17 protein-coding genes and 1 pseudogene are annotated in these 20,924 nt (G+C 35.6%); 8 read left to right on the top strand and 10 right to left on the bottom strand.

The genetic code is table 11. The features are described from left to right. Positions 1-261 precede the first annotated feature (261 nt). Positions 262-1,107 (bottom strand): acetyl-CoA carboxylase, carboxyltransferase subunit beta, encoded by an 846-nt coding sequence (gene accD, locus LUA91_RS17630; protein WP_231427425.1) that lies wholly within the window; start codon positions 1,105-1,107, stop codon positions 262-264. A 369-nt stretch (positions 1,108-1,476) separates the two neighbouring features. Between accD and fbaA the strand changes: the two genes are divergently transcribed. The 3 genes from fbaA to LUA91_RS17615 all read left to right on the top strand — a co-directional run bounded on the left by fbaA (position 1,477) and on the right by LUA91_RS17615 (position 3,607). After that, positions 1,477-2,556 (top strand): class II fructose-bisphosphate aldolase, encoded by a 1,080-nt coding sequence (gene fbaA / locus LUA91_RS17625; protein ID WP_231427424.1) that lies wholly within the window; start codon positions 1,477-1,479, stop codon positions 2,554-2,556. 146 nt (positions 2,557-2,702) lie between these two features. Further along, positions 2,703-3,185: a low affinity iron permease family protein gene (locus LUA91_RS17620; RefSeq protein ID WP_231427423.1), complete on the top strand. Its 483-nt coding sequence runs from the start codon at positions 2,703-2,705 to the stop codon at positions 3,183-3,185. Beyond that, the gene (locus tag LUA91_RS17615) at positions 3,185-3,607 is read left to right on the top strand and encodes a GNAT family N-acetyltransferase (RefSeq protein ID WP_231427422.1); all 423 of its coding nucleotides are present in this window, start codon (positions 3,185-3,187) and stop codon (positions 3,605-3,607) included. The genes LUA91_RS17620 and LUA91_RS17615 overlap by 1 nt, the downstream gene beginning before the upstream one ends. Positions 3,608-3,699: 92 nt before the next feature. Here the strand turns inward: LUA91_RS17615 and LUA91_RS17610 are convergent, their stop codons facing one another. From LUA91_RS17610 to LUA91_RS17585, 6 genes and pseudogenes are all read right to left on the bottom strand, one after another. Then, on the bottom strand, positions 3,700-4,560 hold the full coding sequence (locus LUA91_RS17610) for a hydroxymethylglutaryl-CoA lyase (protein ID WP_231427421.1): 861 nt from the start codon (positions 4,558-4,560) through the stop codon (positions 3,700-3,702). 177 nt (positions 4,561-4,737) lie between these two features. Then, complete coding sequence (locus LUA91_RS17605) at positions 4,738-6,054, bottom strand: NAD(P)/FAD-dependent oxidoreductase (RefSeq protein ID WP_231427420.1); 1,317 nt, start codon at positions 6,052-6,054, stop codon at positions 4,738-4,740. Between the two features lie 291 nt (positions 6,055-6,345). After that, the gene (gene secDF / locus LUA91_RS17600) at positions 6,346-9,324 is read right to left on the bottom strand and encodes a protein translocase subunit SecDF (protein ID WP_231427419.1); all 2,979 of its coding nucleotides are present in this window, start codon (positions 9,322-9,324) and stop codon (positions 6,346-6,348) included. Positions 9,325-9,758: 434 nt separating this feature from the next. Continuing rightward, a complete protein-coding gene (locus LUA91_RS17595) occupies positions 9,759-10,262 on the bottom strand; it encodes a dihydrofolate reductase (RefSeq protein WP_370633671.1) in 504 nt (167 codons plus the stop codon). A 36-nt stretch (positions 10,263-10,298) separates the two neighbouring features. Beyond that, positions 10,299-10,679 (bottom strand): annotated as a pseudogene (locus LUA91_RS17590) (four helix bundle protein). A 132-nt stretch (positions 10,680-10,811) separates the two neighbouring features. After that, positions 10,812-11,606, bottom strand: a complete 795-nt coding sequence (locus LUA91_RS17585) for a thymidylate synthase (protein ID WP_231427417.1) — start codon at positions 11,604-11,606, stop codon at positions 10,812-10,814. Positions 11,607-11,975: 369 nt separating this feature from the next. On the opposite strand from LUA91_RS17585, the gene ispE reads away from it, so the two are divergent. The 5 genes from ispE to LUA91_RS17560 all read left to right on the top strand — a co-directional run bounded on the left by ispE (position 11,976) and on the right by LUA91_RS17560 (position 16,181). Then, positions 11,976-12,779, top strand: coding sequence for a 4-(cytidine 5'-diphospho)-2-C-methyl-D-erythritol kinase (ispE, locus tag LUA91_RS17580; RefSeq protein WP_231427416.1), 804 nt, complete (start codon positions 11,976-11,978; stop codon positions 12,777-12,779). Between the two features lie 72 nt (positions 12,780-12,851). Further along, entirely contained in the window at positions 12,852-13,274 is a 423-nt protein-coding gene (locus tag LUA91_RS17575) for an OsmC family protein (RefSeq protein ID WP_231427415.1), read from the top strand. Between the two features lie 103 nt (positions 13,275-13,377). Continuing rightward, a complete protein-coding gene (locus tag LUA91_RS17570) occupies positions 13,378-14,544 on the top strand; it encodes a PLP-dependent aspartate aminotransferase family protein (RefSeq protein WP_231427414.1) in 1,167 nt (388 codons plus the stop codon). A gap of 535 nt (positions 14,545-15,079) precedes the next feature. Continuing rightward, positions 15,080-15,799 (top strand): pirin family protein, encoded by a 720-nt coding sequence (locus LUA91_RS17565; RefSeq protein WP_231427413.1) that lies wholly within the window; start codon positions 15,080-15,082, stop codon positions 15,797-15,799. A gap of 85 nt (positions 15,800-15,884) precedes the next feature. Further along, positions 15,885-16,181 (top strand): hypothetical protein, encoded by a 297-nt coding sequence (locus tag LUA91_RS17560; protein ID WP_231427412.1) that lies wholly within the window; start codon positions 15,885-15,887, stop codon positions 16,179-16,181. Positions 16,182-16,262: 81 nt separating this feature from the next. On the opposite strand, the gene LUA91_RS17555 is transcribed toward LUA91_RS17560, so the two are convergent. From LUA91_RS17555 to LUA91_RS17545, 3 genes are all read right to left on the bottom strand, one after another. Beyond that, positions 16,263-16,583, bottom strand: coding sequence for a GxxExxY protein (locus LUA91_RS17555; RefSeq protein ID WP_255717828.1), 321 nt, complete (start codon positions 16,581-16,583; stop codon positions 16,263-16,265). Positions 16,584-16,719: 136 nt separating this feature from the next. After that, the gene (locus tag LUA91_RS17550) at positions 16,720-17,001 is read right to left on the bottom strand and encodes a hypothetical protein (protein WP_231427410.1); all 282 of its coding nucleotides are present in this window, start codon (positions 16,999-17,001) and stop codon (positions 16,720-16,722) included. A gap of 4 nt (positions 17,002-17,005) precedes the next feature. Beyond that, a complete protein-coding gene (locus tag LUA91_RS17545) occupies positions 17,006-19,783 on the bottom strand; it encodes a hypothetical protein (RefSeq protein ID WP_231427409.1) in 2,778 nt (925 codons plus the stop codon). Between the last annotated feature and the right edge of the window lie 1,141 nt (positions 19,784-20,924).

The raw sequence follows: 20,924 nt of genomic DNA, 5'->3' as shown, positions 1-20,924 counted from the left end.
TGGCCGCTAAAGTCTAATTTTTCTGCTAAATTTGTCATGATCTTAGTTCTATTGTTTGTTAAATTTAACAATTGTGGCTGCTAAAGACCACTTGAACTAAGATCACTTTTATTACATAGATACTGATTGCCGCGGTAGCTCCCGATTTTTTTCTAATCGGGACTACAAGCAAAAAGCAGGGCTGAAATAACCGATGTTATTCAAGCCCTGCTTTTCGAATATCAATTAAACAGTTAACAATTAACCGATTAATCAAAAAACTTAATTATTCATCATTTTAATAAAAGCACCTAATTTAGCTTTCATTGCTCTTCTATCTACAATAAAATCAAGGAAACCATGCTCTAAAACGAATTCTGAAGTTTGGAAACCTTTCGGTAAATCTTTTTTAATGGTCTCTTTAATTACCCGCGGACCTGCAAAACCGATTAATGCACCAGGTTCTGCAATGTTAATGTCGCCTAGCATTGCGTAAGAAGCTGTAACACCACCAGTTGTTGGATCGGTAAGTAAAGAAATGTATGGGATTTTCGCCTGACTTAACAACGCCAGTTTTGCAGATGTTTTAGCCATTTGCATTAATGAAAATGCTGCCTCCATCATCCTCGCGCCACCAGATTTTGATATCATCAGGAATGGAATTTTATGTTTGATGCTATAATCTATTGACCTAGCAATTTTTTCTCCAACCACCGAACCCATCGATCCTCCGATAAAAGCAAAATCCATACAGGCAATCACTAATTCCTGTCCTTCAATTTTACCAACACCAGCACGAATAGCATCTTTTAAGCCGGTTTTAGCCTGACTTTCGATAATTCTATCGGTATAAGGTTTGTTATCGTTAAAGTTTAAAGGATCGCCAGAAGTTAGGTTGGCGAAAAGTTCTTTAAACTCATTGTTATCGAATAAAACTTCAAAATATTCTTTAGAACCTACTCTCAAGTGGTAATTACAGTAATGGCAAACGTATTTGTTTTCCTGAAGTTCTGCCTGATGTAGCGGTTTTTTGCAATTTGGACATTTATTCCACACGCCATCAGGTGCCTCTTTCTTCTCTTCGGTTGTGGTAATGATACCTTTATTTTCTCTCTTAAACCAAGCCATATAATTTTTTAAAGAATTGGATTGCAAAGAAACGAAAAATATAATAAAGATTAAGAATTCCCAATAATCAATTATAAGAATGAGCGGTTATCAAATCTCAAATATAAAAGGAGGATCAATAATTACTAATAATCAAATTACAAACTAACAACATTTTGTAGGGATGTAAATTGATTATTGATGTATATGGCATGAATATTAATTATTGAGATATGAATATTTTCTTAAAGTGTCTTTTTTACACTAAGGATAATATGAATTTTACACCAAATTGCCTTTATTTGGTTGTGGGGCAAATAATTCTGTTGTTACAAAAGCTTGGAATGTTAATTTTTTTTTTAACTTCGGACTTAATAAAATTAACAAGAGATGAGTTTAAAAGGCTACAAAGGCGTAATTTACGGAGATGCCGTTCAAGAATTGTTTGAGCAGGCTAAAAAACATCAGTTTGCTTTACCAGCAGTAAATGTAACCGGTACAAATACGGTTAACGCGGTATTGGAAACTGCTAAGGCAGTAAATTCGCCTGTTATGATTCAATTATCTAATGGTGGTGCGCAATTTTACGCAGGTAAATCTTTAGATAATGAGAAATTGCAGGCATGTATTTTAGGTGCTGTATCGGCAGCTAAACATGTTCATTTATTGGCAGAACATTATGGTGTTGCCGTGGTTTTACATACAGACCACGCCGCTAAAAAATTGTTGCCTTGGATTGATGGCCTTTTAGACCACGGTGAAAAATTCTTCGCTGAAACAGGAAAACCTTTGTTTTCATCGCACATGTTAGACCTTTCGGAAGAGCCGATTGAAGAAAACATGGAAATCTCTGCGAAATATTTTGAGCGCATGGCGAAAATGAACATGACTATTGAAATCGAACTTGGTGTTACAGGTGGTGAAGAAGATGGCGTTGATAACAGCGATGTAGACAGCTCAAAGTTATATACTCAGCCAAGTGAGGTGGCTTATGCTTACGAAGAATTAAGCAAAGTTTCTCCACGTTTCACCGTTGCAGCGGCATTTGGTAATGTTCATGGTGTATACAAACCTGGTAACGTAAAATTACAACCAGTTATCTTAAAAAACTCACAAGATTTTGTGAAAGAGAAATTTAGCTTAACTGCCGAGAAGCCAATTAACTTTGTTTTCCATGGTGGTTCAGGTTCTTCTCAAGAGGAAATCAGAGAAGCCATTTCTTATGGCGCTATTAAAATGAATATCGATACTGATATGCAATGGGCATTTTGGGAAGGTATTTTAGAATATTATAAAAAGAATGAAGCTTATCTTCAAGGTCAAATTGGTAACCCTGATGGCGAAGATAAACCAAACAAAAAATACTACGATCCACGCGTATGGTTACGTAAAGGAGAAGAAACTTTTGTTAAGCGTTTAACTACTGCGTTTGAAGATTTAAACTGCATTAACGCTAACGATAAATTATAAAGGATTGAAAGGTTAAAAAGTTGAAAGGTTTTAACATTTCAATAGTTCTAACCTTTTAACATTCCAACTAACAACAAAAACGCCATTGGTTAAAACCGATGGCGTTTTTCTTTGTTTTTCATTATATTTAAGCAAACAAAGATGTAATGATAAAATCTAAAACTGATACCAAAAAAAATAATTTTTTTGAGAAGTTCGCCAATGCTGCAACCAAATTTACGGGCAGTTCGATTGCTTTTATTGCCGCAACCGTTATAGTTATTTTATGGGCTGTAACTGGCCCGTTATTTAACTATTCAGAAACCTGGCAGCTGGTAATTAATACAGGCACCACGATAATTACCTTCTTAATGGTTTTTTTAATACAAAAAGCGCAGAATAAGGACGGCAAAGCAATTCAATTGAAATTGAATGAATTGATTGCTGCACAACAGGGTGCAAGCAACAGAATGGTTGATATAGAAGATTTGAGTGAACAGGAATTGGATCAGTTACATAAATTTTACGTTACGATTGCTACGCTTGCCAAAAAAGAAGCCGATATTCATTGTTCACATTCTATTGATGTTGCTAAAGAATTGAATGAAATAAAATTAGAAAAGAATAAACATTTTAAACGCCATAAATAATGAGTCTGTTAGTTCAAAAAGTTAACCATCCCGAAGATTTAGATAAGGTATTTGCTATACGTAAAATTGTGTTTGTAGATGAACAAGATTGTCCGCCTGAGTTAGAATGGGAGCATGAGGATGAGTCTACACATTTTTTAGCTTCACACAATGGTCAGCCTTGTGGCGCCTGCCGCTGGCGTAAAACGGATAAGGGTTACAAGTTAGAACGATTTGCTGTATTAAAAGACTTTAGAGGGCAAGGTGTTGGCAGGGCTTTAATAGCAGAAGCACTTTCTGATTTACCTGAAGATGCACATTACATTTACCTAAACTCACAATTGGATGCAATGAGTTTGTATGCAAAGTTTGGGTTTGTTGCCGAGGGGGAACAGTTTGAAGAAGCTGGGATTCAGCATTTTAAAATGGTGAAAAGTGTATAGATAATGCTGTCGTCATTGCGAGGCACGAAGCAAACTGTTTATGGAGATTGCAGCGTGTCTCTCAATGACCATTTTATGGATAAAACAAAAAACTATCCAAATATCTTACCAGATAAGCTCATTGCCTCACTCCACTTATTCATATCAAGACTGAGCTCTTCGCCTTTAGAGTTTAAAAAGCTTATTACATCTTCTGTTGCAATGTTTCCTGTTAAATCATCAGCGGCCATAGGACAGCCACCGAAGCCTTTAAGGGCAGAATCTATTCGTTTGATCCCAGAATGGTAAGCAGCCTCAATTTTTTCAAAACGTTCGGCTGGTGTAGAGTGTAAATGAATGCCAATTTCAATGTTCGCAAATTTTTCAATCAACTTTGGCAGAATATCCGTAATTTTTTCAGGAGTTGAAACCCCAACCGTATCTGCCAATGAAAGAATTTTTACGCCTTTGCCTACTAAAACATCAGCCCATTTTTCTACAATTTCATAATTCCACTCATCACCGTAAGGATTACCAAAGCCCATGGATAAATAAATAACGGCTGTCTTATCGTTCTTATCACAAAGTGAAAGCATTTGTTCAACTGTATTTATTGATTGCGATATGCTTGAATTGGTGTTGCGCTGCTGAAAAGTTTCTGATATGGAAAAGGGAAAACCCAAATAATAAATTTGTTGATGCTTTACAGCATTTTCTACACCCCTCAAGTTAGCAACAATTGCTAAAAGTTTTGTAGACGTGTTAGACAAATCCAATCTACTCAGAACTTCTTCCGTATCTGACATTTGAGGTATTGCCTTATGTGATACGAAACTTCCAAAATCAAGCGTATCAAAACCAACTTGTAGCAATAAGTTTAAGTATTCTGATTTCAGTTCTGTTGGAACAAAATCGTGTAACCCTTGCATCGCATCACGCGGACACTCTACTAGCTTGAATTTTTTTTGGCTCATGTTGTTTGGTTTAACCGCAAAATGCGCAAAGTTTTTTGCAAAGAAAAGAGGCAAGATTAAAACATTTTGCTAATATCAAGTTTTCACTAATGACTAATGACTAATGACTAATGACTAATGACTAATGACTAATGACTAATGACTAATGACTAATGACTAATGACTAATGACTAATGACTAATGAACTTCCTCAACTTCTTCCCTGTAATCTATACTTCTATCTTTGGCAAATGTTCTGATAATTAAACGGGTTCCTCTGTCATAACTAAAATAGCTCCATACCCAATTTACAAATACGATGATTTTATTTCTAAAGCCTACTAAAGTCATTAAATGAACAAACATCCAAGTAAACCAGGCAAAAACGCCTTGGAATCGGATTTTACCAATGTCTACAACGGCTTTATTTCTGCCAACTGTAGCCATTGATCCTTTATCGAAATATTTAAATTTTTCTAATGGTTTATTTTCTGTGATATTAATTAAGTTTTTGGCAAGGTGTTTACCTTGTTGTATGGCAGCAGGAGCCACTCCAGGATGTCCGTTTGGCGTTTCTTCATCGATAATTGCAGCAACATCACCTATGGCATAAATATTCTGATAACCGACAACCAAATTTTGTGTGTCCGTTTTTAATCTTCCACCGCGAACAATTTCTGCATTATCTAAGCCAGGTAATACCTCACCTTTTACGCCTGCACTCCAAATCACAGTTGAACTTAAAATTGGCGCCTTATCCTGGAGGGAAAGTGTATGTCCATCATATCCTAAAACCCGGGTTTCATTCATTACCTGAACGCCCATTTTAACTAAAAATTCTTTCGATTTTTGTTGTGCCTGAGGAGACATTGGACCTAAAAGTTCCGGAGAATTTTCTACTAAATAAATATTTACCCTACTTAAATCCATCTCTGGATAATCATTCGGGATAACATGTTTTTTAAGTTCTGCAATAGCTCCAGAAGTTTCAACACCCGTAGGGCCACCACCTACAACAACAAAATTTAGTAAAGCACTTTTTTTATTTAAATCGGTTTCTATTAACGATTTCTCGAAATTTTGTAATATTAAACTTCTTAAATCCAAAGCTTCGGGAATTGATTTCATTGGCATTGAATTATCTTCAATTTCCTTGTTGCCAAAAAAATTACTGGTAGAGCCAGTTGCGATAACCAGATAATCGTACTTCACATTTCCAATATCTGTTTTCAGGCAATTCTCTGTTGCATTAACTTCCTGAACTTTTGTAACCCTAAAAGTTAAGTTTTTTTGTCCTTTAAAAATTTTACGCAATGGAAAAGCAATCGAATCGGCCTCTAAACCGCCTGTAGCTACCTGATAAAGCAGGGGCTGGAAAGTGTGGTAGTTGTGTTTATCCAACATCACTACTTGAAAAGGTTTGTTTTTTAATCTTTTAGCTAATTCAATTCCGCCAAATCCACCGCCAACTATAACTACTCTCGGGTATTCGCTTTTAGGAAGTTGTAAATCCATTTTATCTGCCTTTTTATATCTGTAAACGTAACAAAAAGATAGCCAAAAGGTTTAAGAATTGAATTTTCAATGCTTATTGAAAATAATATAACTTTATTATGACGCTTGATTTTTCTTAATATGAAGCCCGTCATTTCGACCGTAGCGGAGAAATCTTTGAATTGTTATTTTTAATTCAAAGATTTCTCCGTTCCGCTGTGCTCCAGTCGAAATGACGGACTATGAACTTTATTACTAAAAAAAAACGCCCCGATAAAATCGAGGCGTTAAATATATTAAAGAATTAAGTTCTTATTTTTTCTTCTCTTCAGAGCTACCCAAATCAATCACGATAGGAGTAGAGATACATAATGATGAATATGTACCAATAACACGACCGATTAACAATGCGAAGATGAATCCGCGGATGCTATCGCCACCGAAAATGAAGATCACTAGCAACACGAAGAATACCGTTAGTGAAGTTAAAATGGTACGACTTAATGTACTGTTTAATGCGAAGTTGATTAATTGATTACGTTCTTCTCCATGTAAATCTTCTTTACCAGCTTCTTTTAAACGCTCACGGATACGGTCGAATACAACCACGGTTTCTGTCATGGTGTAACCCATTACCGTTAAAATTGCTGCAATAAAATCCTGACCAATTTCCAATGAGAATGGTAAAACGCCATCTAATATAGTGTAGAATGATAGTACCATTAAAACGTCATGCGCAAGTGCCAATACTGCACCTAAACCATATTGCCATTTTTTGAATCGTACAACGATGTAAATAAACATGAATACACATGAAATTAATACTGCGTAAAAAGCACCGTTTACAATATCGCTGGCGATAATTGGAGTTACTTTTTGCGAACTTACAATCTCATATTTAGAACCTGCTAAACCTTTATTTAAGGCATCTTCAACAACTTTGTCAGTTTTAATATCCTGATCTTCGATGTGGAAAGTAGTAGTAATTTTAACCTGGCTGGCTTCACCCGCTGTTTTAACCTCAGGCGTTTCGTTACCGAAAACTGGCGTTAATTGAGATTTGATATCTTCAGTATTCACCGCTTTATCGAAGTGAACCAAATAGGTTCTACCACCTTTAAAATCTACACCAAGGTTTAAGCCACCATGTTTGAAGTACATTCCAATACCAGCTAAAATAATAACTGTAGAGATGATGTAATAAATTTTACGGCGACCAACGAAGTTGAAGGCTAAGTTTTTGAATGCATTACGTGTAAATTGATTATCAAAACTGATTTCCATTTTACGATCTAACATTGCTTCGAAAACCACTCTTGAAATTAATACAGCGGCAAATAACGATGAAAGGATACCAATACACAAAGTAGTGGCGAAACCTTGAACTGGTCCGCTACCGAAAGCATAAAGGATTGCACCTAAAATGAATACAGTAATGTTAGCATCTAAGATAGATGGCATTGCATGTTTGAAACCTTCTCTAATGGCAGTAGGAATATTTTTGCCTAAGGCAAGTTCTTCACGTACACGTTCAAAGATCAGGATGTTTGCATCTACTGATAAACCAATAGTTAGTACGATACCAGCAATACCAGGCAATGTTAAAACTGCACCAAGTGATACCAGGATACCAATAATGAAGAATAAGTTAACCAATAAGGCAAAGTTAGCCACCCAACCAGCACGGTGATAGTATAACGCCATGAAGATTAAGATGACGATAAACGCAATCACAAAAGAGATTAAACCATCATGAATGGCTTGTGCACCTAAAGTTGGTCCAACTACGTAGCTACCAGCAATACGAGCTGGAGCTGGCAATTTACCAGCCTTTAAAATGTTTGATAAATCTTTAGTATCGGCTTGTGTAAAGTTACCAGTGATAGATGAAACACCACCACCAATTTCATTCTGAACCGTAGGAGCAGAATAAACCATGTTATCTAAAACAATAGCGATAGATTTTTTATTATTCGCATCTGCAGCAGCTTCAGCAGTAATTTTTTTCCATTTCGCAGCACCTTCGCTGGTCATGTACATGGTTACCTCTGGTTTACCTTTTTGGTCAAAGTCAGCACGAGAATCGCTAATTGCATCACCACCTAAATCTGGTTTACCATCAGCACTTGAAACTTTAATTGCGTATAATTCGAAAACTTTAGAACCTTCTCTAGGTTTAACGCTCCACATAAATTTCATCGTAGATGGAATTGCAGCAGCAACCTCTGGAAGTTTTAAATATGAATTAACCTTTGCAGTATCTTTTTGTAACGACATACCAACAACAGCGCCTGGCATTAATTGTTGTTGTCCGTTTTCGCCTTGATAGATCGGAAGACTTAAAACGGCATACAATGGATTAGATTTTGCTAACTCAGCTTTTACAGCAGTAGAATCTTTTTTACCCAGTCCAGCAAGTTTTCCACCTTTAGCAGTAGAATCTTTAGCTGCGTTTTCTAAGCCTGCTAATTTGCCACCAGCTTTAGCAGCAGTATCGGTAGTAGTAGCTGGCGCTTCAGTTTTTAAAGTTGACGCTAACGTTTTGTTTATATTTTCTAATAATGGCGCAACCTCTTGAACCTGGTAAACCTGCCAGAATTGTAATTCAGCAGAACCTTGTAAAAGTTTAGCAATACGCTCTTTATCTTGTACACCTGGCATTTCGATTAAGATGCGGTTACTGCCTTCTTGCTTTTGCATGTTCGGACTAACAACGCCGAAACCATCAATACGAGAACGTAAAACGGTAAATGAACGATCGATAGCACTAGTTGCTTCTTTTTCTAAGAAAGATTCAACTTCGCCATTGCTAGCGCTAGGTTTTAATTGCGATGCATTGTCTTGATTTGAAAAATAATCAGCAAGTTTTACACCCGGACTTAATTTTTCAAATTCATCAACAAAAATTTTGATGTAATCTTTACCGCCAGCGTTTAACTGGATTTGTGCGTTTTGAACTGCTTTGTTAAAGTTTGCATCAGTAGGGTTGCCCGCTAATGATTTAACCAATTCCGCTAACGATATCTCCATCGTTACGTTCATACCGCCTTTTAAGTCTAAACCTAAATTAATCTCTTTCGATTTAACCTCACCGTAAGTAAATCCAACAATTGGATAAACTTTCTCGGTGCTCATCGAATCTAAATAAGCCTTTTCTTTGGCTGCATCACCTTTCGCATAGTTTTTTGCGTCTTTTTCCACCTTGGATGCTACCAAAGTAAAAGAAAGTGCATACGCACAAACGATAGCTAATACTATCGCTATAAACTTAATAAAACCTTTTCCTTGCATTGTTTGTTTAAAATAATTTGTCTTTCGCTGTTTTTTAACAAGTCGGCAAATCTAATTAAATTTTTAAATTATAGAACCCCTTAATTGATAATTTATTAAGATTAATTTTCGACAGAGAATTATCACTACAGATTCGTTACACATATCTCGTTTAAGATAAAAAATATGTCTTGATTTATTTGGAAAGCAATTGCAGTAGCATTTGGCTTTGGTTCGTTCCCGCTAATGCTGCAAGCACCAAAGAAAAATTGGTAGCTTTCCGCGTATATCGGGTTTAGGTGGTACAGGAGGTAAAGATATTTTCGGTAAAATGCATACAGCTTATATCAATACGAGACCAGAAGCAATCTCAAAACGGTGAATTTAAAAGCGAACGCATTAAATTGCTTCATGTCCTCTGTGAAAATCTCTGTGTGCTCTGTGGTAAAAAAAACTTACTTTCTTCTTAAAACCTCAAAAGTATAATCGTACTTATTCTTTTCATCAGCTTGATGCGGCTCTACGCTAACCGTTTCCCATTCAGTTCGATCAATTTCAGGAAAAAAAGTATCAGCATCAAAAGTATGATGAATCGTAGTCAAATAAAGTGTATCTGTTTTTGGCAAAGCCTGGCGATAAATTTCTGCTCCACCAACTATAAATACAGGTTTTTCTTCATTTTGAGTAATCTGTAAAGCCTCATCTAAACTATTTACTACTTCAACACCATCAATTTTTAAAGAAGCATCTCTGGTAATCACTACGTTTCTCCGGTTTGGCAAAGGCCTGCCAACAGAATCAAATGTTTTACGACCCATTACAACCGTGTGCCCTAGAGTGGTTTGTTTGAAAAACTTTAAATCAGCTGGCATGTGCCACAAAAGCTGATTGTCTTTGCCAATGGCAAAGTTTTTACCAACTGCTACGGCTATGGAAAGGGTTCTTAGTTCATTCGTCATTAGTTCATTTGTCATTAGTTTATTGGGTTCATCAGTTCATGGTTTAGTACCAGAAGATTTCGTGCCAATATATTTTAAATAAGCATTAAGCTTAATGTGTATAATTTCGAGCTTATTGAAAAGTTGATTATAAATTTCTTCGCTAACTAAATTCCTATGTCGCATTTTTCTTAAGAAAGACTTGGTTTCCAAAATAGAACCTCTGCTGTAATAACAAAAATTTTTGTTCTCCTTAAAATGAAAACGTCAATATCCTTCAGCTATGTTTGCACTTATTGAATCAGCAGCTCTGCAAATTTGCTTTCCTACAGTATCTTTGGCAAAAAAGTCCCATTTAGTTGTAATGTCCCAAATTTCATTCGATAAATCTTCAGCAAGCATATAAACTTCCAAATCTTCAATTCGATTATAACTCATAATTACTTTGTTTACATTAATTACAAGGGATGAAAATTGAATAGAGATTTAAGGTTAAACGCTTAGACTAATAATACCAATGACAAATGAACTATTGAACTATTGAACTATTGAACAAATGAAACAAATGAACTATACCGCTACTATCCCTTTAATATGTGGATGCGGTTCGTAATTTTCCAACGTAAAATCTTCAAATTTGAAATCGAAAATACTTTTCACATCAGGATTGATTTTCATTGTTGGCAATGGCTTTGGTTCACGGCTTAATTGTAAGTTCGCTTGCTCGATGTGGTTGTTATATAAATGGGCATCGCCTAAAGTATGTACGAAATCGCCAGCTTCTAAACCGCAAACTTGTGCAACCATCATGGTTAACAAAGCATAAGATGCAATGTTGAAAGGAACGCCTAAGAAAATATCAGCACTGCGTTGATATAATTGGCAACTCAATTTTCCGTCGGCTACATAAAACTGAAAAAAGGCGTGACAAGGCGGCAAAGCCATGTTTTCTATCTCTGCAACATTCCACGCAGAAACAATAATTCTACGTGAATCGGGATTATTTTTAATCGTGTTAATGATGTTCGTAATCTGGTCGATGTGTTGTCCATCTGGCGTTGGCCAGCTTCTCCATTGTGAACCATAAACTGGACCAAGGTTTCCGTTTTCATCGGCCCATTCATCCCAGATGCGAACGCCATTATCTTTAAGGTATTTAATATTGGTATCGCCAGTTAAAAACCAGATTAATTCATGAATTATAGATTTTAAGTGCAATTTCTTGGTAGTTACCATCGGAAAACCTTCCTGCAAGTTAAAACGCATTTGATAGCCAAAAACGCTAATGGTTCCAGTTCCTGTGCGGTCGTGTTTTTGGGCGCCGTTATCCAGCACATGCTGCATTAAATCTAAATATTGTTTCATAAGAATTGATAATTTACAAATATCTAAAATTTATGATTTGTTGAAGCGCCTTTTTATGCACACTTACCATTTACTAACATTGATATGATTTTAGGCGTATCGGTTTTTTTGAAACTTTAATAGTAGACCAAATTTGCATCATAGCCCTGGGTGCAGCGATTACCCTGCAGCAAGGAGGAACGACGAAGCGAAGCGTAATAGCGAAACACAGGAACAAGCTTAAATTGGTTCACAGGTTTTGCGCTTCAACTCGGCTTGAGAAAGTGCGAAGAAACATCAATCACTAAAAACACTTTTGTATGTTTGTGTGCGCATCGATTTAGCTTTGACGGGAAATCGTAAATCGTAAATCAAAAATCGTATATCAAAATGCTATCCTTTCCAAACGCAAAAATAAATTTAGGCTTAAACATTACCGAAAAACGGGCAGATGGCTACCACAACCTTGAAACTGTTTTTTACCCGATAAATATTAAAGATTCGGTTGAAATTACGGATGCAGATTTTACGTCTTGCAAAATTCATGGCATTGATATTCCGGGCGATTCGAATGATAATCTATGTTTTAAGGCTTACCAATTGATAAAGGCCGATTTTGATATTCCAGCGCAGCAGATTAATTTGTTAAAAAATATACCAGTTGGTGCGGGCTTGGGCGGAGGTTCGGCGGATTGTGCTTTTTTAATCAAACTTCTGAATGATAAGTTTACTTTAGGTTTATCTATAACTCAAATGGAAGATTATGCTCGTAAATTGGGGGCAGATTGTGCGTTTTTTATCGAAAATAAACCGGTTTATGCTTTTAATAAAGGTGATGAATTTGAAAAATGCGAGGTTGATTTGTCAGCCTGGTTTAAAGTTTTAGTAAAACCGCCTATACATGTGAGCACAGCAGATGCTTATGCTTTGGTAAAACCTCAAAAGCCTTTGCAATCCTTAAAAGAAATCATACATTTGTCGCCAACAACATGGAAAAATAAGGTTATCAACGATTTCGAGCCATCGGTATTCGCAAAGTATCCCCAAATTCATCAAATAAAAACCAGTTTATACGATGCAGGCGCAACATTCGCTTTAATGAGTGGTAGCGGTTCGTCGGTTTTTGCAATTTTTAACGAACCCGTTAAACTGCCCGAACTGGAAAAAGACAATTTAGTTTATTATAATATTTAACAAAGGTAGAAGGTTGTAGGGTAGAGGGCATAAGGTCTTGATACTCGATACTTAATACTTTATACTAACAACATGAATATAAATCTCATCCGCAAAAGCGGGAAGTTTAACTTTGAGGCAGAGAATGAAGGCGGTTTTACCGTAGAGTTGGATGCAAAAGCTGCTATCGGTGGCGAGGGGAAAGGGTTTAGGCCAATGGAAATGCTTCTGATTGGGCTAGGTGGTTGTAGCGGCATTGATATGGTAAACGTGCTGACTAAACAAAAAGAACCTTTGGATGATATTAAAATTGCCATTAATGCTACACGTAGGGATGAAGAAATGCCGCCGATTTTCGATGAAATTGATATTCACTTCGAGTTAACTGGCGATTTAAACCCAACAAAAGTAGAACGTGCCTTAGCCATGACCTTTGATAAATACTGCTCCGTGTCGAATATTTTAGGCCGATCTGCAAAAATTAACTTTACATATGAAATTAAGGGTAATAAGTAATACGTTTTAAGTTATAAGTAGCACAAGCCTACTAACTTAATACATACCTGAAATATGCTCTTTAAACTTATTACTTATAACCTAAAACTTACAACATTATAGAATGAAATCCGAAAATTTTGAAACCATAGCGATACGCACTCAAGTTGAACGCAGTTTGCACAAAGAACACTCATCGCCAATTTATTTAACCTCGAGTTATAAGTTTGATGATGCGGAAGAAATGCGGGCGCTTTTTGCAAATGAGAAAGAGGGGAATGTTTACAGCCGTTATGCAAATCCAAGTACATCAGAATTTATTGAGAAAATGTGCCTGCTGGAAGGCGCTGAAGACGGTTTTGCTACCGCAACAGGTATGGCTGCTATTTTTACAACCTTTGGTGCTTTCTTAAAAAATGGCGACCATATTATTTCAAGTCGTTCGGTTTTTGGTTCTACTCACCAATTATTAACCAATGTTTTTTCTAAATGGGGCGTAACTTTTGATTATGCCGATTTGGATAAACCGGAAGATTGGGAAGGTTTAATTAAGCCAAATACCAAAATGATTTTCGTAGAAACGCCATCAAACCCTGGCATCGACATTATAGATTTGGAATTTTTGGGCGATTTGGCTAAAAAACACAATCAGCTTTTGGTGGTTGATAACTGTTTCGCAACACCGTATTTGCAGCAGCCAATAGCATTGGGCGCTCATATTTCTATCCATTCGGCTACTAAATACATCGACGGACAAGGTCGCGTTTTGGGTGGAGTAATTTTAGGTACAAAGGAGTTAATTACCGAAGTAATGAATTTTGCCCGTCACAGCGGACCATCTTTATCGCCATTTAATGCATGGATTTTATCAAAAAGCTTAGAAACATTGGCTGTTCGTATGGATCGCCATTGTGAAAATGCATTGAAAGTTGCCGAATACCTGGAGAAGCACCCGAAAATTAAACTGGTAAAATATCCATTCTTACCATCACATCCGCAATATGAGATTGCTAAAAAACAAATGAAACAAGGTGGCGGTGTGGTAACTGTTGTTGTGGAAGGCGGAGTGGCTGGTGCCAGCAAATTTATGGATGGCTTAAAAATGTTTTCTATTTCTGCGAACTTGGCCGATACACGCTCTATCGCTACGCATCCTGCTACAAGCACACATAGTAAATTAACCGAAGAGGAGCGCAATATTGTAGGTATTGAGCAAGGCTCGATTCGTTTATCAATCGGTTTGGAGCATATAAATGATATTTTGGCTGATATTGAGCAGGCGCTTTCGTAAGTTAGCCGTCATTCTGAATTTATTTCAGAATCTTAATTAGTAAAGGAATAACAGTGGGGCATCGGTTACGATAGCCCCGCTTTTTGTTATTGTGTTTTGATTTTAGATTAGGCGATTTGCAATTCCCCTCTTTTAGAGAGGTGGCTGCAAGGCGGGGTGTTTATTTGTCTCAGCCAGACAGGCTTTTTTCTTTTGATACCAAAAGAAACAAAAATGTCGGCTGAAAATTTTTGTATTAAAGCAAGTGATGAAGCTTTGGTATTGCATCCCCAAAAATTTGTTAGGCCGATTTAAGTGAAACGGAGAAACAGTACTTAGGCCTTTTGTAAAGGAAATACTCGTCTCCATAACAATAATGCCATTTTAGCAAAACATAAGCTATTCTGGTTCTGAATAATAATCCGGAAAATCCTCTAATCCTTAAAATCCTGCTCTAAAATCCTATAATCTTATCATCCTGGTATTACTTACCCTACATCAATGCACAGGTTTAAAACCTGCAGTAAATTTGTATCATAAACAAGAAAGGAAATTTATGTCACAGTTTATTTTGCACAAAGAAAATACCAGAGGCCATGCAAATCATGGTTGGTTAAATGCTCACCACTCATTCAGTTTTGCTAACTATTACAATCCTGAAAGAATGCACTTTGGAGTTTTGCGGGTTTTAAATGATGACTTGATTGATGGTGGAATGGGTTTTGGAACTCATCCACATGATAATATGGAAATCATTACGATTCCATTAGCAGGAGCCATTGCACACAAAGATAGCATGGGCAATTCGGCAACTATTACCGCTGGAGAAATTCAGGTAATGAGCGCTGGTACAGGCGTTAGTCATAGTGAATACAATGCACTTGCGGATGAACAATTGAATTTATTACAAATTTGGTTATTCCCAAACAAGAAAAATGTTACACCACGTTACGATCAACAAACTTTAGATGTGGAAGCTATGCACAACAATTTCCAACAGATTTTATCACCAAGTGCTGATGATGCTGGTGTTTGGATTCAACAGGATGCCTGGTTCTCTTTAGGTAAATTTGATACCGGATTTGAAACTGAATATAAAATCAAAAAAGCTGGAAACGGTGTTTATGCTTTTGTAATCAACGGAGAAGTTACCATTAATGGCCAAACTTTAAGCAAAAGAGATGGTTTAGGTATTTGGGATAACGATGGCATCAGCTTTAAAGCAAATACCGCAGATGCGGAAGTATTGTTAATGGATATTCCGATGGAATTTTAAATTTAGTTACATGTTAAAGGTTACGAGTTATAGGCCTCAGGGTTAAACTCGCAACTTTTGACTTTTTACTTTCAACTTGATTATAATGCAAACCACCATACTTTATATTGGACGAGATCCAGAAATTACTATTGTGATGAACCGCTTGCTTAATGCCCGACCAGAATGGAAAGGGATTTGTGTTTGCACTGATGAAGAAGCACTATCGATTTTAAAAGCACAAGATGTTGATTTGGTGCTTTTGGGTAATGGTATTAATCCTGAGTGCGAAAAAGCGCTTAGAGAGGATATAAACAAGTTTAAACCTGGTACTAAGATTATTCAGCACTATGGCGGTGGAAGTGGGTTATTGTATGGGGAAATAATGACTGCTTTGGGTTAGTTGTCTTGACCAAGATTCTTAAGATTAATTGATTTTAGGATTTTGATTTTCCAAATTAAATCCTGAAATAATATAATCCCATTAATTTTGGTTTTTGTTGTCAGGATGATTGGTGTTGTAAACTCTTTTAAAAGTTAAGCTTTTGCTTCCAAAATTTATGAGTAAACCAATGGAAAGATTATATGCCTCCAAATAATTTATTGCTTGATTTAAATGTGAGTCATTCAACTCGGAAACCGCCTTCAACTCAACCATAATCATATCTTCTACAAAGAAATCTACTCTTCTTATACCGATTTGAATGTCATCGTAAAAGATTGTCATTTCCATTTTCATTTTAGTAGAATTGATTTTACTTTTTAGAAATAGGGATAATCTAATATCGACTAAATTTCTAATCAATTGCAATTCGCCACAAAATTATTTACAGGCATGAAACTTTGAAATTTAGCTTAAATATAAATTTGAAATCTTGATTCGAGAGCACTCAAATCCTAAAATCATTTAATCCTGAACATCCTGGTAAATATGTTTGTTCTTAACTGATATAATCCCTGTCTTCATCACTCAATTCTTTTTTATTTGAAATGGGTTGATTTCTTTCAATTTCACTATCATAACTGCTTACTGTTTTCCTTGGTCGGCCTACAACAAAGCCAATAATAAAGCCGATTAATACGCATACGCCTATTACAAGGAGTTTAGATACAAGGATATCGTTAACTACTATAAAATTGAATGGCACTTCATCGCTATTTAAAAATAGAAATGCTGTTAATAATGCTGTTAGGATGATAATGAAGATGGTTTTTCCTTTCATGAGTTTAAAAGCTATAATTAAATGAAAATTCTAATATCGGATTTTGATTGTAAATCTTATTAACAAAAACCAATCTTGCTCCAACATCAACAACAGGTTGATACCTCAAAATGTTTAAACTACTATTTAATTCTACGCCGTAAGTTTTCGGCTGACCGATATTGGTATCTACACCAATGTTTTCGTAATGGCAAAATAGGCCAGCTCTGAAATTGCGAACATAAGCCAATGAGCTTAGCTCCCAATCGGGAAATGCAAACGGAAAACGATAATTAAAAAGCATGCTGTTTTGTAGTCTGCTTTTAGCTAAAATATTGTTGTAGCCATAAACCGTTGCAATTTCTGTGGCATATTGATTTACGCCACTTGCTTTTTGGTAATTAAAACTTGCCAGAAAAGAATGGTTCTTTGCAAAGCCAGGAAAATAGAAGAAACTTTCTAAAGCCATAATTTCACCACCCAGATTTTTATCAAAAGGTTGATGGTTGTAAGTTGCTCTGAAAACCTGCGCCCATTTTGGAGCGATATCTCTTTCTGTGGTTCTCACGCTGTGGTTAAATGTGAAATTATATTCCATCGGAAATTTAAGCTCCCGAATGAAATTGGTTGGCATATTCTCTGCCATGTAACGCTGTGTAAAACTGGTAGCCGCATTAAGTGTGAAAGAATAATTTTGATTCCTTGCGTTAAACGATAAAGGAACGGACGCATTAAGTTTAACAAAGTTCTCTCGCCAATCGCCCTGCTGTGAAACATTTTTAGCTCGATAGAACGTTCTTTTAGGTCTATTGCGATACAAGACACTAAAAATGGGATAAAGTGCTTTATAGCTAATATCTGCTGTGTATTCAAAACGCTTTAAATCACGATGGTATTTTGCCCCAGTGTAAAAGTCCATGGTGTTTAGCAAATTGTTCGATTGCAGCTCAAGACCGAAAACATATTCGTTATCAATAACAGGAATAATGCTGTGAAAACTAAAAAGATTTAAAGCTTGATGAAAGCGCTTAGATTGGTAGGTGCTGTCTGGAATATTTTCAAAAACATTACCTGTATTTTCCTGCTTTTCGGCTGCGGAAGAAAAATCGACAAATGTGTTGTCGCCGACTGGTTTTTCTGTAATTGTTTTCTCAGCAATTTCGTACCCATTAATTTTATAATCGTTAAAAATAATTTTACCATCCTCGGTTTCTGTGGGATTAAAAGCGCCATATTTTGAGCTGCTCAAAGCACTGATTTCTTTCGATTCGATGTCGACACTGTAAATATTATCAATGCCGTTAAAGTGTGCATTAAAAGCTATTTTATTGCCAATAAAAAGTGGACGGCTTAACTGTTGCCTGCTGTTCGAAATGAGCTTTGTTTTTTTATCATCATTTAACAACCATAAACTTTTTCCTTTTTCGCTTACACTGATGTAGGCAATCCGATTTCCAGTTTTATCGAAACTTGGCGTTTGTAAAATTTCGTTTTCAGGATTGGGGTAAGTTTTTAAAATATTACCTGACGAGGCATCGATTTCTACAAGGTTGAATTGATTGTTAAGTTCAACTTTTGAAGCAATGATTTTCTTCCCATCTTCTGAAAGGGCAGGAGAGAAGAGTCGACTTTGGCTGCTTAGTTTTTTAAATTTTTTCGTCTTAAAATTGTAGGAACAAATTACGCTGTAGCTTCTCTGTTTGTATCGTGGATCATAACGAATTTCATCCCAAACTAAAACGTCATTTTTATAGCTAAACCATGGCTGTTCCTGGTATCCGATTCCGAATAATTTTAGCTCCGATTTATCTTCGTTTATGATCACAAAATATCGGGCATCTTGCTTACTTTCTTTAAGTGCTAAAATTTGATTTTTGTTTAAGCGAACAGGTAGAAAATAGTTGGTTGCTAATGATGTTTTGCCTTTCACACTTTCGTAATTCTCTGTGTCAATTTTGTCGCTTTGTGCTTTCCAGTTTTGTGCTAATTTTTCCTGAGTAGAAAGAAAGTATTTTCTGGTGTTTTTTCCTGTGAATTTTTTAAGGCTTTGTGAAAACGGATAAAGCCTTATCGGCCTTTTTCTGATGTCGCCAAGCAAACTGTCTGAAAAGAATTGTCCGTATTTTTCTTTCATGTCGGCCACCATCAAATAACCTGTTTGGTAATAGCCTGGAGTTACGACTTTGTTTGACCCAAAGTATGCTTTGCTGTAAGAGAATTTTCTACCTTCCAAAACCGATGTTCGAAAAGGCATGATCCAATTTGGTTGCCGGCCGCGACCCGACTCAGTTAAAGCAGTCTCATTCACAACCGCATCTCCCTCAAAAAACCAGGTAGGTATGCCTGCTCCAAAATAGGCGAAGTAAGCCAACTCGGGAAACGGATGTGATTGCGTTCCTGTCAATTTGTCAAACTGTGCAATGTGCCTTAACTCATGTACGGCAAGATTATTTAACCAATCCTGACTATCAAAATATTGTGGTGGTGTTGTATAGAATTCCGACTTCTTCGGGCCTAACTGAACAAAGCCATTTGCAATAGTTCCTCGGTTCTGTAATAGGAGGGGAATGGAGGTTTTTTGCTGTCTCAAACCCATACCAATTTTAGGATAAATAAAGGGTAGGGTATTGGCCATTCTTTGTGCATCATCTTCCAGTTCTTGAGGATAGATGATTCTAAAGCCTCCTGATTGAATATAGTTCCATCTTACACTAAGTGGGTTCTGTGCGGAGCTGAAAATCTGCCCAAAAACTGATAGTGAAATTAAACTGAATATAAATGTGATTAAGTATCTGATAATCATATTTTTATTTTCTCTTATTAAGGTCATCTATTTTGAATGCTAAAATATTTAGTTTTATTGTAATATTGGTTACTGTTTTATTTTCATTTTTAATTTACTTGAAATTACATAAGTATTTGATTTTAATAACATTGTAATTTTTATGTAATTATGTTTTAGTTATCAATATTCTATATTTATAAGAATGATTCTTTATAAAATTGAAGTTTCACTAAATATTTTTTGCCATTAAATTTTATACTCTTAATTTACACTAATTAATCGATTTTCCTCGAAAAAAAATCTAACAGTTCAAGATTTTGTATGCTATAATACGCTTGAATTTTGATCTATATTTCTCACTAACAGTCTAAATTTGCACTCTTATTTAAATCTTTTTCATTTAGATTTTAGTTAGTTTTCCTTCTTAATTAAATAGTATTTATCTAATCGTATTTAACAAATGTCTACTGTTTTAATTTCAGATTTAATATGATTTGGCAGATGATTATTTAGTTATTAAATGCTTTCTTATGGCGTTTTAAACTCAGGTTTTAATCCTATTTTCAGCCTTTAAAAATTAAAAATAACTGACTAAATGTCTGATTATACTCGTTGTATTAACTCCTAAATCAATACCTGATTTAACGAACAGATTCGTATTTTTACAAAAAATGGATTATTGTGATCGATTAAACTAGTGAATCATATGTTAATATTTAATAAATAACATAGTTTTCGAATAAAATCTGACTGTATCTTAAGATTATTAGATTGTGATTTTTTGCTAAAATGTATGTGAATTATTAATTTATACCTCAAGAAAACCCTAGAATAGGAGACTGTAATCGCATTTCCTTAGCATATTTGGCTTAAAGGATTAGATTTTTTAATTTTATGTCAGAAATTCGAATACTTTTATAAGTAATTGATTATCAATGATATATTAGTAAATATTTATTTGATTTAAGTATATTTCATTTAGGCCTAGTCAAAGAAATTTAGCGCTTAGGAACTCTTTTTTTTTGATGATTTAAGAAGAAATTAATGCTAATTTCGCTTAAATATTAATTTAAGAATAGCTTTTTCCATCTTCGTATTTTTAATAAACGGTTCGATTATCTTTTAAAACTTCGGGTTTATTTCGTGTAGTTTATGGATA

The sequence above is a fragment of the Pedobacter sp. Leaf250 genome, assembly GCF_920984735.1.
In the GTDB taxonomy this organism is placed as follows: domain Bacteria; phylum Bacteroidota; class Bacteroidia; order Sphingobacteriales; family Sphingobacteriaceae; genus Pedobacter.
This window is presented reverse-complemented; position numbering and strand designations above follow the sequence as displayed.